Source organism: Acinetobacter pengchengensis (assembly GCF_982235305.1).
Window position 1 is genome coordinate 2,781,285 of record NZ_CEVATJ010000001.1, and the last position, 16,670, is coordinate 2,797,954.

15 protein-coding genes and 3 pseudogenes are annotated in these 16,670 nt (G+C 41.5%); 2 read left to right on the forward strand and 16 right to left on the reverse strand.

Annotation, left to right across the window (positions count from 1 at the left end):
• Positions 1 to 69 precede the first annotated feature (69 nt).
• Positions 70 to 1,044 (reverse strand): IS110 family transposase, encoded by a 975-nt coding sequence (locus tag AC0T5Z_RS13505; protein WP_153566563.1) that lies wholly within the window; start codon positions 1,042 to 1,044, stop codon positions 70 to 72.
• Positions 1,045 to 1,316: 272 nt separating this feature from the next.
• Between AC0T5Z_RS13505 and AC0T5Z_RS13510 the strand changes: the two genes are divergently transcribed.
• Complete coding sequence (locus AC0T5Z_RS13510) at positions 1,317 to 1,583, forward strand: metal/formaldehyde-sensitive transcriptional repressor (RefSeq protein ID WP_291336508.1); 267 nt, start codon at positions 1,317 to 1,319, stop codon at positions 1,581 to 1,583.
• Between the two features lie 103 nt (positions 1,584 to 1,686).
• Positions 1,687 to 2,874 (forward strand): annotated as a pseudogene (locus AC0T5Z_RS13515) (MFS transporter).
• 166 nt (positions 2,875 to 3,040) lie between these two features.
• Here AC0T5Z_RS13515 and AC0T5Z_RS13520 read toward each other — a convergent pair.
• The 15 genes and pseudogenes from AC0T5Z_RS13520 to rpmH form a co-directional block, all read right to left on the reverse strand.
• Positions 3,041 to 3,124, reverse strand: a pseudogene (locus AC0T5Z_RS13520) (DUF1622 domain-containing protein); the annotation flags it as partial.
• 72 nt (positions 3,125 to 3,196) lie between these two features.
• Positions 3,197 to 3,325 (reverse strand): hypothetical protein, encoded by a 129-nt coding sequence (locus AC0T5Z_RS13525; protein ID WP_277948953.1) that lies wholly within the window; start codon positions 3,323 to 3,325, stop codon positions 3,197 to 3,199.
• A gap of 775 nt (positions 3,326 to 4,100) precedes the next feature.
• On the reverse strand, positions 4,101 to 4,595 hold the full coding sequence (locus AC0T5Z_RS13530) for a hypothetical protein (RefSeq protein WP_435337578.1): 495 nt from the start codon (positions 4,593 to 4,595) through the stop codon (positions 4,101 to 4,103).
• A 400-nt stretch (positions 4,596 to 4,995) separates the two neighbouring features.
• Positions 4,996 to 5,319: pseudogene (ssb, locus tag AC0T5Z_RS13535) on the reverse strand (single-stranded DNA-binding protein); the annotation flags it as partial.
• A 61-nt stretch (positions 5,320 to 5,380) separates the two neighbouring features.
• Entirely contained in the window at positions 5,381 to 5,899 is a 519-nt protein-coding gene (locus tag AC0T5Z_RS13540; RefSeq protein ID WP_435337579.1) for a hypothetical protein, read from the reverse strand.
• The gene (locus AC0T5Z_RS13545; protein ID WP_435337580.1) at positions 5,896 to 8,736 is read right to left on the reverse strand and encodes a DUF927 domain-containing protein; all 2,841 of its coding nucleotides are present in this window, start codon (positions 8,734 to 8,736) and stop codon (positions 5,896 to 5,898) included. The genes AC0T5Z_RS13540 and AC0T5Z_RS13545 overlap by 4 nt, the downstream gene beginning before the upstream one ends.
• Positions 8,733 to 9,071, reverse strand: a complete 339-nt coding sequence (locus AC0T5Z_RS13550) for a CHC2 zinc finger domain-containing protein (RefSeq protein WP_151709585.1) — start codon at positions 9,069 to 9,071, stop codon at positions 8,733 to 8,735. Before AC0T5Z_RS13550 ends, AC0T5Z_RS13545 begins: the two co-directional genes overlap by 4 nt.
• A 106-nt stretch (positions 9,072 to 9,177) precedes the next feature.
• Positions 9,178 to 9,546: a hypothetical protein gene (locus AC0T5Z_RS13555; RefSeq protein ID WP_435337581.1), complete on the reverse strand. Its 369-nt coding sequence runs from the start codon at positions 9,544 to 9,546 to the stop codon at positions 9,178 to 9,180.
• A gap of 2 nt (positions 9,547 to 9,548) precedes the next feature.
• Positions 9,549 to 9,785, reverse strand: coding sequence for a helix-turn-helix transcriptional regulator (locus tag AC0T5Z_RS13560; RefSeq protein WP_435337582.1), 237 nt, complete (start codon positions 9,783 to 9,785; stop codon positions 9,549 to 9,551).
• A 684-nt stretch (positions 9,786 to 10,469) separates the two neighbouring features.
• On the reverse strand, positions 10,470 to 11,702 hold the full coding sequence (locus tag AC0T5Z_RS13565) for a tyrosine-type recombinase/integrase (protein ID WP_435337583.1): 1,233 nt from the start codon (positions 11,700 to 11,702) through the stop codon (positions 10,470 to 10,472).
• 205 nt (positions 11,703 to 11,907) lie between these two features.
• Positions 11,908 to 13,263 (reverse strand): tRNA uridine-5-carboxymethylaminomethyl(34) synthesis GTPase MnmE, encoded by a 1,356-nt coding sequence (gene mnmE, locus AC0T5Z_RS13570; protein WP_096902016.1) that lies wholly within the window; start codon positions 13,261 to 13,263, stop codon positions 11,908 to 11,910.
• A gap of 91 nt (positions 13,264 to 13,354) precedes the next feature.
• Positions 13,355 to 15,118 carry a membrane protein insertase YidC gene (gene yidC / locus AC0T5Z_RS13575; RefSeq protein WP_096902018.1) on the reverse strand — a complete coding sequence of 588 codons (1,764 nt, stop codon included), beginning with the start codon at positions 15,116 to 15,118 and terminating at the stop codon, positions 13,355 to 13,357.
• A 5-nt stretch (positions 15,119 to 15,123) separates the two neighbouring features.
• A complete protein-coding gene (yidD, locus tag AC0T5Z_RS13580) occupies positions 15,124 to 15,444 on the reverse strand; it encodes a membrane protein insertion efficiency factor YidD (protein WP_096902021.1) in 321 nt (106 codons plus the stop codon).
• Between the two features lie 9 nt (positions 15,445 to 15,453).
• Positions 15,454 to 15,846, reverse strand: a complete 393-nt coding sequence (gene rnpA, locus AC0T5Z_RS13585; protein WP_096902024.1) for a ribonuclease P protein component — start codon at positions 15,844 to 15,846, stop codon at positions 15,454 to 15,456.
• A gap of 31 nt (positions 15,847 to 15,877) precedes the next feature.
• Entirely contained in the window at positions 15,878 to 16,012 is a 135-nt protein-coding gene (gene rpmH / locus AC0T5Z_RS13590; protein ID WP_000831329.1) for a 50S ribosomal protein L34, read from the reverse strand.
• Between the last annotated feature and the right edge of the window lie 658 nt (positions 16,013 to 16,670).

The window sequence follows — 16,670 nt, forward strand, 5'->3', positions numbered from 1 at the left end:
ATTAGATAAAACTATACTTTCGCAAGAGATACCGTCTGAAACGTCAAGCAAATTATCGAAAATTCATGCTCAATAATCTGCTTGATAAGGCTGTTGGTGTTTGAGTACACCATAACAAAGATGAACCAACTTTCTCATTGCAGCTCCAATCGCCATCATTTTGGTTTTACCATTAGCTAATAATCTTTCATTCATCCCTTTAATATGAGGATTATGCCGAGTTGCGACAATGGCTGCCATATATAAACCGGCACGTATTTTGGAAGAGCCCGCTTTGGATAAATGGCTTCTGCCATGAATGGAGCTACCTGACTGCTTTTGAGTGGGCACCAAGCCAACAAAGGCGGCCGCTTGACTAGCTCTTTCAAAAGTATGACTGCGCAAGAAACTGAGCATTAATAAACTAGTTCGATCTGCAATGGCTGGAATACTGCTGAGCAGTTCTTTATCATTTTTTAAATCAGGATTCTGATCAATGTGATCATCAATTTGTTGGTCGATACCCTGAATATGTTGGTTTAACTGTTCAATACTCTTGTGGAGAGACTGAAGTACAGGTTCCATCGTGAAGGTAGACTCTGCTTTTTCCAAACGATTCTTTTCACGTTGTAAATCTTCACAAAGAACAGCTCTTCTATCCAGTAAAGCATTCAGCAATTGAATATGTTTGGGTAAAGGTTGCCAAAAATGTAGATTGGCAGTCATCGCAAATCGAGCTAGAACCTCACTATCTACCTTGTCTGTTTTATTCAGCTTAGACATACTCTGAGCAAAATATCGAGCTCTGGCAGGATTGGTTACAGAGACTTGATAGCCTTCATCAAATAAATATTTAGCCAAGAGTTCATGATAAATAGATGTTGCTTCCATTAAGATAATGGTCTGCGTAGAAGTTGCAGCATGCTGGTTTAGCCAGATTTGAAGTTGCTCAAAACCTTTTGGTGTATTTGAAAAAGTTTTGGTTTTCTTTTTATTTGCAGAATTTTCTAAAATTAAACAGCAATCAATTTTAGCTTTAGCAACATCAATACCAAGATAAAACATAATCTTTACCTGCTTTAATTATTCAATTATTGTTTTAGCATAACCACCGTCTTTTCTTGTGAATGCAGCATCAAAGTGCTTAGTTACCGTCCAGAGTTGTGCAAGTGGTTAGGGCAAATTGTAGGTTTTATCTCTTGCACAGACTAAAAGTCTTAGGTCTATTACAAACTCTACAATTTGCATATAGTGGAAGCTAATCACTACAACCTCCAAGATACAAGGTCTATTGTTAAATATACTCCCATAGAGTATATAGAAATTGAGGTGATGTGTTGGGTCATTTACATGCAGATAAGAAAATTTTAAATCGCGTCAAACGTCTACAAGGGCAAATTGGGGCAGTGCAACAAGCACTTCACAATCCTGAACATGGCTGTATTGAAGTTTTACAACAAGTCGCAGCTATTAAAGGTGCGGTCAATGGTTTGATGAATGAGTTAATCGAATCGCATTTGCGTCATCATGTGATTGGTGATCAATGCGCGATTGATGAACATGAACTGGAAGAGTTTATGAAACTGCTAAAACGCTATGCTTAAACACAAATAGGCTTGACCAGATTCAAGGCTTATCTTTACACTGAGTGATATTTCTCACTATATGAGACTAAACTCAACAGTTTAGCCATCAATCGAGTTTTTTATGACTCAATCTCAATCTTGGCATCCTTTTGTGATGATCAGCCTCGCCCTGATTATTGGCACCATGGGCACGGCACTTGTAAGCCCGCTATATCCAATTTATCAGGAACTGTGGCAGCTTTTACCCAGCCATATCACCTTCATTTTTGTGGCGTATATGCTCGGTTGTTTGGCCACCTTGCTTTTTTTAGGGCGTACCAGCAACAGTATTGGCTTCTTAAAAACCCTAGAACTGGGTTTAGTCATCATCACCCTCGGACTAATTCTGTCAATGTTTGCCACTAATGCGCTTTAGCTTGCTTCGGGGCGTTTTGTGATTGGGATTGCTTCAGGTCTGATGACCACATCGGCGTTAATTGGCTTAATGTGGAGTATCCCCCAATCACATAAAGCGCATGCACCACAGCTCAGTTCAGTCATTACCGCAGTCGGATTTGGCTTAGGTCCTTTGCTCGGTGGTGGTGTGGCACAATTTTCAGCAGCGCCTTTGTTTAGTCCATATATTCCAGTCATTTTGGGTGCAGTACTGTGTTTTATTGGATTATTACGTTTAGCACCACCTGAATTTACGCCACAAACCTTCTCGATTGCCCCAAAATTAGAACGCCCAGAACCACGCTTTCATGCAGAATTTTATATTACGGGTTTAACCGCATTCTGTGTCTTTGCTGCATTTAGTTTATTTGCTTCGCTCTCTCCATCTTTTGTGCAAGTGATTATTCCGTGGCACGGGCCTTTAGTCAGTGGTTTGGCTATCACCAGTATTTTGCTGATTTCAGCATTGGTGCAGTATTTTTCCAAAGCTATTCCTGCACAAAAATGCCTAAATTATGGGCTGTATTTGCTGTTATTCAGTTTATTGGTACTCGGTGCATGCATGTATTTACATTGGAGTTTTCTATTTTTTGTCAGTGATGTACTGCTAGGAATAGGACATGGTTTGGCATTGATTGGCGCTTTTGGCTTAATTCATGCCATGACCAATCTACAGAATCGTGCGGCAGTGATGTCAACCTATTTATTTGTGGGCTATTTAGGCACAATTCTGCCAATTATTGCAGTGGGTTATTTGGCCGATCATTTTGGGTTAACCACTGCCGTGCTTAGCTTTTGTGCAGCCATCTGCTTACTATGTGGCTACATCATTATTTGGTATCGCCAGTTGCAGAACAAACCTGTTTTAGGATGAGTTTTTACCTAAACTAAAAGTTAAAATCAGGACAAGGTTTGAATCAGCTGAGTTTATTCAAACCTTGTAAAGAAATTGAACTATGTCTTCTGTTTTGATCTCAAACTCAGCAGCCATTATTTTTCATTGATGGCTTGATGCTCTAACTCTTTGGTCAAAAAATAATTCAAAAAGTTCGAATGACGGCAATAATCGCCAATTTAATCAGGCTATCTAAATCTGGATCTACCGTAGTGGCTAAAATATCTGTAGCTAACTGAAATTCAAGCGCCGTCGCAAGCCAATCCCCAAAACAATAACGTGCAGTACGCCCTGATTTTAATTAAACCAGCACCCATAAAGTTTTAAGCTGACCAATCACCACGCAAATCACAGAAATAGTTTCGAGTGACAATTGCAGAAAATGAACCGAAGAAATGAGTATTTCACGTAAAAAAGCCAGTTCAAACATCCAAAAACCTCCATCAGAGATTTCATCTCGTGCATTTAGGATTGAATTGAGCGCCAATTTTTGATTATTTTCTCATCATAGCTTTAAATGCTGTGGTTTAAAAAGACTGATGGGATTTGAACCAACGCTTGTGACTAAAAGGATACTAGAAAATTTGCAAAGTGCTTTTTTATAAAAATTTATATTAAATACCAGAAAAATAAAAAAAGCACTAAGCCACTAAAACTTAATGCTTTTTTATATCAAATCAGGAAGTAATCGCTAAAATCATTTTCCGATACAGAATGTAATTCCAATTATATTTTTAATATAAATTAATAACTTATAAATTTAATTAAAACATAGTGACTAATAAGTGACTGATTATGTCAACACTAGGCACTTTTTGGCTTCCTCTTTATGGTGGACGTAAAAACTAAATATTCGATCTGCTCATCTTATTGGTGGCTCAGGTGCTCACTTGGTCAGTTTTAAAATGTGAGCAAGATTGACCATATCCCCCAGTGGGGGTAATCCTATGTTCAGGTTATTTGCAGAAGTAAACCGCCCGAATAATTGCACTGTAGTTCTATTGGGATTTTAAGCATTAAAACCACATTTCCGCCCATCCCTCGCGCGCGCGCGCGTTTTTGTTGCGAAACACAACGCAATTTTGCGCCGTCATGCTGTTAGTAAAAGTTAGTTTTGCGGACTGCTTTAAAAAAAGAAAACCTGATAAAACATGAGATTCAGAACGGCGTAAATCCTAAGTAATCCTAAGGTCACAACCTGACATTCACCGAATACCCATCCGATTTAAATAGACAATAAACATTTGCAGCCGTTCCTGCTCTCTTTTTTCTAGCTCTCGTACAAGTGCTGCAAATTTTCTGTAGTGCATGTTTTTAGGCTTTTGATATATCGGCCAATCTCTAACGTCTTGTGACCATTGCAAGCGACTTCTTAGCCGTCTGACGCGCAGTAGAGGTATATCTGACTTATTCCATTGTTGTGATATGTAGTTAAGTTGGTGGCATTGTCTGCAAGCGTATGTTCTGCACTTAAAATATAGTTTGGTACAGCGTTTACCGCATGAGCATAAAAACCAAAATCTTGCGCCGCCGTAGTTGCAAGGTGAATGAGTTAAGCTAAGGTTATAGCTACCATAGTCGTTGTTTGCGGTGATGCTGATTTTTTTATACTTTTTCAGGTCGTCAGCACTGAATAAACTTTTTAGATTAAGTTGCTTGATGCTTATAAAGCTGTAATTTTCCACGCTACCTTTTGACATAAAGCGCACTAATTTCCCTAATTATTTAGGCTCTAAAATAATGATATTGATTGTATCTGCTTTAACAAAAAATTAACTTTTTAACTCAAACAGAAATTTTTTTATACGTGCGATTGGCTGCGGTCTAGTTCTTTAATCATGGTATAGCTATTCACATCCCCCCGATGGATAGCCAACGCAATTTTGCGTTTACCTTAGAAAACAATAAATTATTGATAGAACAATCAACACTTGCACTCTATAAAAATAGGGCATGTAATCAATCAATTTCATCATTTGCAAAACAATCCTATGAAAGAAATATTTTGTCTAATTAGACTATGCTGATCTAATCGAATCTAAGGAATAAAAAAAGCTCCCCATATTTAGGGAGCTATCCGTGACAAGTTATCTAGCATCACAGCAATTGCAGAATATCCGCCTTTATCTCTGTGACTTCACGATCTGCACCGCTTTGGTCTTTCCACTTCCTTGTACGCAAGCTGCCCTCGATATACACCTTGCTGCCTTTCTTGAGGTACTTACTTGCAATCTCGCCTAATCGGTTGCTAGTGGTGATTCTGTGCCATTCTGTAGCCTCTTTGCGCTCTCCAGTGGTCTTATCTTTCCAGTGGTCGGTAGTTGCAACGCTGAATGTTGTAACGCTGCCACCGTTGGGAAATTGTTTAGTTTCAGGGTCACGGCCTAGAACGCCCATCACAGTTACTTTGTTTACGTTTGGCATTGATTAATCTCTTAAATCTGGATAAGCCCCAGCCATTCACAGCATAGGGCTAGGGTAGCGATTAGCAGTAAATAAACTCTTGAGGCATATACAGCCAATTGTTAAACGCCGTGCCTGTTGCATCGTCTGGCATGTATTCCTGTTGCTCCTGTTCATCCGTTGTAAGTATGGTTTCGGCTCTGTCCAAGTATTTAAGCTGGCCATCCTGAATCAATAGCCTTTCAATGATTCCCATTTCTGCATCATTGATCTGTAGAACGGTTTTAACGGTAGATCGCCAGAACATGACAGGCACACGGGCAAAGCTCAAAGGCACACCATCACGGCGCGCCTGTTTCTGCACCTGTTTTAAACAGTAGTCATACCCATCAAAAGCACGTTTCACCAATACAGATAAATCACGGCTTGTATGCTTGAGATATTCCAACAAGACGGGCTTATGTAACTTGATCTCCTCTAACAGGTGTTCGGGTGGCCTTTGCTGGCTGCTATATCTGATCTTGTCAGGTGGGGCTAGTTCTAGCTTGCATCCGTATTGCTTCGCCAGTTGCAAAACCTCTAAGGCCTTTTGAGTATTCATAGCATCCCCCCGAACAGGTCTAAAGTATCGTCATTGGCTGGCATTGGTTCAGGCTGTGGCAGTTTGGCCTTTGCCTGTTTTTTGGGTGCTGGTTGCTCCTGCTTTGCTGGTTCAGGGTGTACGGGTTCGCCTAATAAATCACGGACACCATTATTTTTAGACGTAACAGACGTAACAGCCGTAACAAGCCCGTCATTACTAGGGTTTGCGGTGTTACGTGTTTGATTTTCGCAATACGTAACAGGCTCAGAATACGTAACAGGGTCAGGCATTGGATTTGCTGTTACGTCTTTTGTTACGTGTGTTACGTATTCGATTTTCGTGTTACGTAACGGCTGAAAGCCTTGTGTATCAAGGCTGTTACGTGTGTTACGTATGTTACGTATCGAATTATGGCTATTCTCGTTATCATGCCATGACCACATAGCCCCATTAAATACATACATTCGCATCGGCTTATCAAAATCTGGTATGCGTTCGCTCTTTTGATATTCCTTTGCATTGCAGTTAATCCACTGGTTAGCCTTTAAGACTTTGGCCACTTTGCGATAATCAAAGCCTTTGCATATTTCCTTTTTGAATTGCTCGGAAAAAACCAGATACACCTTTTCGCCGCCCTCGATCTTCCAATAGCCTGCACGATTGTTAATCTTTTCGGGGTGTATCGGGTCAGGTGTAATGCACTCAAAGCGGCTCGATCCGTTCGCCTCAAAAAATGCCTTAACCTGTGCCAGTATCTCCCTATCTTCAAAATTGCCGATCTGATCAAAGCCACCTAACCACTGATTAAAAACCATTTGCACGGCGTTAAATGCTGTGCCAGCTTCCCAGCCTGTAATGCCTGCACTTGTCGCCATTTCCCCAGCCGTTGCCACCAATGCAAAGTAGTTAGCCACTCGGACAATATGCCCTTGCGACTGGTTCACGGTTAAGGCTTGGCGATACTGGTCTAAAAGCTCTCTAGCTTCTCCTATACGCTCGGCTTTGTTGCTGGTTAGGTAATTCAGCCATGCAATGCCAGCCACGCCGTAGGATTGATTTAAGCGGCTTGCAAGCTCTATGGATTGCTTCGCCCCATCCTCGGCAAAGTCTAGGCAGTCAAAAATGCCATATTCCGATTCGTCTATATCAATATCGGCTAATCTGATCTCTTGCCCTAGCTTGGTCTTTTGGCCTTGCTCCTGCATGATTTCTTTAAGGCTTTTTTCACCACTAGAAAGAAAAATGATTTTCCATTGGTGTACTGGCTTGGCTGTAATCTGTTTAGTCATGCGGCCTTTGCCTAGTCCATTCGATAGCATGTAAACAATATTGCCCAGCTCTTTAGGGTTGGCGATTTCTCCGATCTCATCCAGCACTAAAAAGCTGTCATTGTGCATATAGGCGGTATGCTCTAAGGCGTTTCCTGTGGCTCTCCACGTTCTATAAAAATGCTTTGGATTTCCCCATACAGAACAAGCCAGATTTAAGGCCGTGCTTTTGCCTTTGGATGAACCGCCCTTGATATGAAAGCCGCCGCCTTGCTGGTTCAATGGGTCTAACAGTTGGCCAGAAAATGCAGTACATAAAGCAAAAACAAGTCTGCTATGTTTCTGCACCAATTGGGCTACATCGTTCCGCCATTGCTCTAATGTGCCTTTGCTTTGATAGCGATTATCTAGCCCATGATTAGCCTGATATACAATTAGATCGCCGTTGCTGCTTTGTCCTATGCGCTCATGTGGCAATACAAAAACTTCACCATGCCAGCCTACACGATCAACACATAAGGCGCGCATAGCAGTAGGGTAGTTGGCCAGATAATCCGAAAACAGGTTACGGCCTTTACTATTAGTCGAAATGGTTACGCCTTGATAGGCTAGGGCTTTGCGTAGCTCCGCGCCGTCAGTCTGGAATAGCTCCATAGATAAGGCTTGAGTATGCTTTACCTTGTTATCGTCCAGCCATTGCAGCAATACGCCCCAATTGTTGCTAGTATCATCTCGTGTTTTGGCTATAACCAGAATCGGACTAGAGATAAAACGCTTGTACTGGTTGCCGTTCTTATCTTCATCAATAAAGAAAATCCCATCTTCCAAAATATGAAAATGGCCGTCCTCCCATTTCATCGGCTCGGCTAGATGCTTGGCATGATTTGGCGTATTATTGGCCTGTGCTGGTTGTTCTTCTGGTAATTTAAAGAGCATCCTTTCAAGGGCTTCTATATCGCTTCTATCGGTATTTAAGCCCTTTTTAATGCGTATCTCTACCCAATCCACAACATCGCCCTTTTGCGGCAATTCTAGCGGCTCTAACTCTATGGTCTGCACCTTACAGCCTAATGCTGTTAATGCTTCCCCAAGATTGTCTAAATAGCTCGTTCCTGCCTCGTCATTGTCTGGCCAGATAACCACTTTACGCCCTGCCAGTGGCTCTAAATGCGTTCGGTTTATGCTTTGGCTGCCGCCGCATGTTGTCGCACATAGTCCTAAATCATTGGCAAGGTCGGCCTTTTGCTCTCCCTCAAATATCCATACCTCGGCATCTGCTGGGGCTTGGCTGATTCGATCAAGGGCATATAACGGCTTTTTACCGTTGCCATCTGGGTAAGCCGCTTTGTAATCCTCTGGTTCTTTCATGACAAAACCATGCTCGCCACTAGAGATAGGCCATATCAGTTTTTTACCCGTAGCCAGATTTTTAAGGCGGATTTTCCAATAGATCGGCGTTCCGTCCTGATCTGTATAGCAATGCAATTTGATAAAGCTAAAACCCTTTGCCGCCTGCTTTTGGGCTAGGTCTTTTGCGTAACGCTGGGCTTGTTGGTGCAATGCGTCCAGATTGAATAAATCGTTCATCGTTCAGCCTCCCATGCGCCTAAATCCTTGCAAGCCTCTACAAAGTTTCTGCCTGTTAGCTTTTGATGAAATGCGATTAGATCGCCGCCTTTGGCCTCACATGCCATACATTTAAAGCATCCCTTTTGTATGTTGATGCGTAGGCTTGGTTTGCTGTCATCATGAAACGGGCATACCATTTCACGCCATAAGCCACGCCCTTTAAGGGTGTAGCCGCGCGCCTGTAGGTACTCTATAGGGTCGGGGAGTAATGCCTTATTTAATCCCTTTGCTGTGGTTGTAGCTGGGTTGCATGGTTGCCGTGTGAATCGCTGGGGGGTGTAGGTCTTAGACATGATAAAAGCCCCCTAAAACTGCAATCGCAACAAATAAAAAAGTAAAAAATGCGCCCATCAATAGGCCTTTGATTAGATCAATAAATAGGTCTTTCATTGTCTGGCCTCACTGTATTTTGTGGACGACGGCATTGATTAAAACGCCGTCAGTGGATAGGCCTAGCTCTTTGCGCTGCTGCATCATCTGCAAAAGGTCTTGTTCTGCCTGCTCAAAAGGTACGCCGTTGTGCTTGGCAATGTCCTGTAGGTTGTAGACTGGTTCGCCGTTGTCTAGGTATCCGCTTGGCTTGGGTAGATACTCCTCAGCCATTGCGTAGGCTTCGTCTTTCATCCATTGTGGGGAATACTCAAAGGCCAGCATAAAAGCCTGCATAGCTATAGGGTGTTCTTCGCCGAACTGTTTCACCATTGCTTTGTAATGATCAAAGGCTTTGAAAAACTCAGGGTTTATATGCTGCTGGTTGTTGTTCTTCATGCTTAGGCCTCCATCGTTGCAATGGTGGCTCTATGACTGGCTATGCGCTCACTAATCCACTGGTCTACATCAGATTCAATCCAAGCGACACGGCGCTCGGAAATATTGACAGCTTTGGGGAATGTACCTTGTTGCATCATTGCGTAAATTGACGATGCACCTAAGCCTGTTTTGGCTTGTACTTCTTTGCGGCGGATTAAACGGACGTTTTCGGTTTGTTGTTCTTTAGATAAAGTCATCTAAACATTCCTTAATAATTTAAAAAGGGGATGCCTAGACACAAAACAGGAATGTAAAATGAGAAAAAAGTTATTTTTTATTAGCTACATAGAACTTAAATATAGTCACTATACACATTCAATTAGTTCCAACAATGTTTAAAGAGTTAAACAAATTGTTTACTAATACATATAAGTTTACTAATATCATTGATACGACTAGGCGATGCACGTGTGCATTTTCTGGTCGATAAGCTCTCTGAGCTGCTAACTTTGTTTTTACATTTTAGGGTTTCCTAATTTGTGCCAGTCACGGCAAAGTTAAAAAATTAGGCTTCTAGCAATGTGGTGTTGCTAAAGCCACCTGTTCCAAAAAAAGGGTCAAGCAATGTGGTGTTGCCTGGCTCTTTTTCTTTGTCTGTAGATTTGTTCTGTGGTTAGCAGAATAAACGCATCAGACATGAATTCTATAAATAGTTCCTACTGAATTCATTGTTTTACTTTAACTATCTTTTAAGTAAATGACTACCTCTTTCCCAAACAAGTGCGTTATTTGCTGTCGTGAAGCACCATCAATGTGGTGTTTACCGACCTTTTTAAGGCCATAAAAACGATAGCCATTTATAACCTTTTATAATTATTTCTCATCATTGCTCACTATTTCTCAATAATTTAAAATATTCAGCAAGTTACAATTAGATACAATTAAGCTCCTTTAGCCTGATTAAAAAAAATCAAATTCGGTTCATAAATCACACTAAAAATATGATTACTCCATTTCTGCATCATCTCTATGCGTTCTTTTTCATACTTGGCCTTGTTATATACACCCCTTACACCTTTGGCTGTATGGTTTAAACAAGCCTCGATTGCATCACTATTAAAGCCTTGCTCGTTTAAATGGGTGCTGGCGGTTCTTCTCAAGTCATGCACGGTAAACGGTGGCAAGTCTGTTAGTGCCAGTGCTGCCTTTTGCGTCGTATTAAAAGCGTTATGGCTGATATGAGTACCTGACTTTCTGCCTACAAATACAAAAGGCTCATTGCCTGCAATCGCTTTAAGTTCCTTAAATATCTCTATAACCTGATCTGACATATAAACGACCATTTCACGGCTATGGCCTGTCGCACTGTCGGCCTTTGTTTCAGGTATAAGCCATATACGGCTACCAAAGTCGATATGCTCCCATTTAGCCCTCAATAGCTCTGACTTTCTAACCAATGTAAGCAATGACAGCAAAAGGCCCAGCTTTCTAGGTCGGTAAATTCTTGAGTTTAGGAGGGTGGTGTAATAGGTGCGGATTTCATTTGTACTTAAATATCTATCTCTAGGCTTTGCCTTGTGTACGTGCCGTGATGGGATAGCCAAAACAGGGTTATAAGGTACAAGGCCCAAAGTCATTGCATAATCAAACATGCGCTTTAACAAGCCTCTGACTTGGTTAGCTGCTGCATCATATCCCTGTTCTTTTTTGCGCCATATAGTACGGCGTATATCTTCAATACTGATCTGATCTAATGGAATGTGGCCCATCATCGGATAAATATCATTGCTCAGGCATAAAACCATGTTGTAAGGGTCTTTACGGTCTTTTTTAATGACTTCTTTTAAATAGCGTTCGCCGTAGTCCTTAAACAAAATGCCTTTAGGTTTTGCCTTATCTTGTTTAGGTGAAATACCTTTAGCCACCAATGAGGCGGATTCATCTCTGATCTGTCTAGCATCTTTAAGAGATAGATCAGGATAGCGACCTATAACAAGCCGTTCTTGCTTGCCTGCCAGTGAATAACGATAGTGCCACGACTTAACGCCTGATTCCTTAACCTCAATAAACAGCCCATTATTCAGCTTGTCTTTAACTGAATATCGCTTGTCCTGTGGTTTAAGGTTTTGAATCTCTCTATCAGTAGAGAAAAACAGGCCGTTTATCTTTGGCATGATTCTAGTCACTCAGGCATAAAAATAAGGTTTTATTGTCACGTAGCTAGTAGGTGACTAAAAAAATCATAGCACTAGATGAACGTATAGAACATATTGGAACAATAAAAAGACATAAAAAAAGCACTAAGCTATTAAAACTTAATGCTATTTAATTATCATTGGAACTTATTAGAATTTACTAGAATATAGACTTAAATTGAAATTACTTTCCGATACAAAACGATCCAAAAATCTTACCCAACAAATCATCTGCAGAGAAATCGCCAGTGATCTCACCCAAAGCATTTTGCGCAAGACGTAATGACTCGGCCACCAATTCCCCCGCATGATAGACCACCAATTGCTCACGTGCCTCAGCCAAATACTGCTGCGTGCGCTTCATTGCATCTAAATGACGAGTACGTGCAATAAAGGTATCTTCTTCGGGCTGAAAGCCTGCATGCGCTGTAATCGCCTCTATGAGCGATTGAACACCTGTTTCTTGCTTGGCCGACACAGTAATATGTCTAAAACCATTAAAATCTGAGATTGCAGCTTGTACACCAGTTAAATCACATTTGTTGCCAATTAACATTAAGCGCTTCGGTTCAATATGATGAGCAAAATAATGCTGTGCCAATTGCAACGGATCTTCGTTTTGACTCAAGTCATAGACCAATAACAATAAATCTGCCTGTTCAATTTCTTTCATCGCACGGCGAATCCCTTCCTGCTCCACAATATCACCTGTTTCACGTAAACCTGCAGTATCAGTCAGGGTAATTGGTAAGCCATTCAAGGTAATTTTTTCATGCAATACGTCACGTGTAGTGCCCGCAATATCGGTCACAATCGCACGTTCAATGCCAGCCAAGGCATTGAGTAGGGAGGATTTACCCGCATTGGGTTTGCCTGCAATCACCACCTGTAAACCTTCACGCAACAATTGTCCCTGACGCGCAGACTGTTGCACAGCAGTCACAGAAGCAGCCACTTCATCTAGTAATTTGAGGATTTTCCCATCAGCCAAAAAGTCAATTTCTTCTTCAGGAAAATCAATGGCAGCTTCAACATGCAAACGTAAGTGAATTAACTGTTCCAACACGGTATTCACTTTGGTGGAAAAAGCCCCTTGAAGGGAGCGCACTGCAGAACGCGCAGCGGCTTGTGAGGTGGCATCAATTAAATCGGCAATGGCTTCGGCCTGCGCCAAATCTAACTTGCCATTTTCAAAGGCGCGCATCGAGAATTCACCCGCTTTGGCAGCCGTTGCGCCGAGTTCCAGTAAACGTGCCAATAAGGCATTTTGAATCACTGGTCCACCATGCCCTTGTAGTTCCACTACATCTTCGCCAGTAAATGAATGAGGATTTGGGAAACAAATCACCAAACCTTCATCCATAACTTCATCGGCTGCATCGAAAAAATGACGAAAACCTGCATAACGCGCTTTGGGCAAGTCTTTTTGAGTCAAGGCTGCGGCAATCGCATAGGCTTTTGGCCCCGACAAGCGAATCACCCCCACACCACCACGGCCAGGTGGAGTCGCGATTGCGGCAATGGTGCTGCGGTTATACATAAAATTCACCTAAAACTTTCAAAATACATGCAAAGAAAAATCCGCCTAAGATTACCATCTTAAGCGGATTTATTCAGCAGCTCAGCCATACTTAATTGGCTGGAGTTGTTTCTTCTCGTTTAGCGCGGTCTTTTTCAACACTTTTGTTGATCAAGCTTTGCTGCAAAATCGTAATCAAGTTGTTGACAATCCAGTACAGGACTAAACCTGCAGGGAAGAACAATAAGAACACGGTAAATACCACAGGCATAATGCGGAAGATTTTTGCCTGCATTGGATCTGTTGGCTGTGGGTTCAACATTTGTTGAACATACATGGTCACACCCATCAACAATGGTAAGATAAACCAAGGGTCCATTGCCGATAAGTCTTGAATCCAACCTAACCACGGTGCATGGCGTAACTCTACCGATTCCATCAATACCCAGTACAAGGCAAGGAAAATTGGCATTTGTAATAACAATGGCAAACAACCAGACAGTGGATTTACTTGTTCACGTTTATAAAGTGCCATCATTTCTTGCGAGAAACGCATCCGGTCTTCGCCAAATTCCTCTTTCATGCGCTGCATTTCTGGTGCAATCACACGCATTTTCGCCATAGAACGATAACTCTTAGACGATAACGGCCAAAGAATCAGTTTGACAAGAATGGTTAATAAGATGATTGACCAACCCCAGTTGCCCACTAAGCCATGGAAAAATTGCAAACCAATAAACAATAATTTTGCAATTGGCCATAACCAGCCATAATCCACAGTTTGGTTCAAACCTGTAGCCAAATCTTTCAATTCAGACTGAATTTTTGGACCAGAGTAGAAGGTCGCATCAACTTCTGCCACCGTACCTGCAGGCACATTAATGGTTGGCGAGGTAAAGCCAATAATGTTCATTTCATCGCTAGATTTACGTGATTCCAACTTTGCTGCATACGGTTGACCATCAGCCTGTGTCAATTTTAACTGACCCGGAACCCAAGCACTCACAAAGTAATGCTGAACTATTGCCACCCAACCGCCAGTCGCTTCAACATTCAATTTTTCATCATTAAAATTTTCAAATTTCAACTTGTTGTAGTGTTCTTCAGGTGTTCCCCATGCGCCGCCAAGGAAAGTCCCCAAGGTAAAAATACCTTGATCTGACTTGCCAGGATCGTCTGAATTATCCCGTTTTAGCTGACCAAACATCTGACCTTGCCAGTTTTGGCTGCTGCGGTTAATCACCTTGTGATTCACCAGCACAGGATATTCACCTTCAGTAAAACTAAAGGTTTTGATGATTTCTACACCATCGGCAGTTTTATATACCATTGGGACAGTTAAAGTTTTAACTGTTTCACCCGCTTTATTTTTGCTTTCTTTGGCATCGGCTAAGCTATAAGTCGATTTTTCAATTTCATAGCTTGGGCGGCCATTACGGCTACTGTCTGGACCATTCAGCCCGATCAACCCAGATTGCGCGACATAGGTGCGCTTAGCATCGCTTTCCAGCATGACGAAAGGTTCGTCACTGTCTTTATTTTTGTCATGATTGAGTAATTCAACACGAACAATATCACCACCTTTCGGATTGATCCAAAGATGATAAAGGTCAGTTTGTACTGAAATAAGCTGCTGACTTACAGGTGCTGTGGCATCGGTTGTTTGCTGTGCAGGAATATTTGCTTGCGGTACATCAGAAGCTGCTGTAGCCGTTTGGCCATTCGGCAAATCTGCAGATACTTCATGCGAAACAACGGCAGTTTTTTGCTGCGGTGCTGTTTCAGCATTTCCATAATCTTTTTGCCACGCCAAAATGAGCAAATATGCGACGACAAACATGGCCCCGAGAATTGCAAACCTGGCCCATTGTTGCATATCTATTACCCCAAGTGGTTAGAGTGATTTTGGTTCAATAAACGATCACGAAAGGGTACATGAATGTGATGCGTTTGAGAATCTATTTGCTGAAATGAAATAAAACGAATGACTTTTGGCGGGACTGGATCATAGCCCGAACCACCCCACGGATGACAACGACAAATACGTTTTGTTGCCAGCCACACACCACGTACAGCACCATGCGTATGCACTGCTTCCAAAGAATATTGAGAACATGTTGGAATATAGCGACAGCGTGGTCCCAATAAAGGACTAATCGCGATCTGATAGAAACGTATCAACCAATGCAGTAAACGTACCATTGGCCATCTCTACTTTTGTGGGGAGGGAGCTATTTTTGAATGCTTTTTGGCAAGACGTTGCAACTTTTGCCAAGCAAATTGTAATTGCTGATGCAATTCCGCATTAGATACCGTATCTATCCCAACTTTGGGCATGACCACAATATCTAAGTCATTTAATTGCTGTTGGTGTAAGCGAAAACTTTCGCGAGCAAGTCGTTTTACTCGATTTCGTTCGTGTGCGCGACGCACTTTCTTTTTTGCAACGACAAGACCCAAACGGCTATTCGGCAGTTCGGAATGTTTTGCAAGAAATAAGAAATGGGGTTGATGCACTTTAAAAAGCGCACCATCAAACACACCTTTATAATCGGCAGCACAGCGTAATCTCAACTCTGTGCTGAAGCCATAAAGTGTTGTCATAACACCCAAGAGTCGATTCAGCGTGACTGTATTAAACAGTTAAGCTGTGACGACCTTTTGCACGACGGCGAGCCAATACTTGACGACCAGCTTTAGTAGCCATACGAGCACGGAAACCATGAACGCGCTTACGCTTTAATTCAGATGGTTGAAATGTACGTTTCATATCGAAACTCCAAAAATGATCTTTCTATAAAGGTCCGCGATTTTAGTGCTCATTGCTTGAGCTGTCAATGAAAAACACGGTTTCTTGCAAAATAAGCCTAAATTTTTCTCTCTCAGCAGGCTTGAGCTCAACGTACTGATTGATTGAACAAAACAAAGCATACACAAGATAAATGGTTGTTTATACTTGACTAATAAGTTGTTAACAATATTATTCACACAATTATCCACAAGCTATGCTGTTTAATTTTGGAATTCTGAGTTTTGAATTTAAATTTAAACTCTGATTGAATTATCCACAGTTGCAGCGGCTCTTATAAATAAATTCAAATTTATAAATTTAAATTTATTATTATTAGGGAAGCGTTTTTCTGTTGAAAACCTATTTTTTACTTTATAAAACAAAATTTTGGATTGTGGATATCCATGTTTTTATGATTTCAATACTTTGTGGATAACTTTGTGCTATATTTTATCCACACCTTGCGGATAAACTTATCCACACCGCATTTAAATTTAAATTCAGGTTTAATGATTCCTTTTTTGAGAGATTTTGCTGATTTTGTCATGACAGATGTGGATAACTTGGTTAGAATGGCGACCCGCTCAGGCGGTCGAGAGATGCTTTAAATTTATAAATGGATTAGATAGGGGTTTCA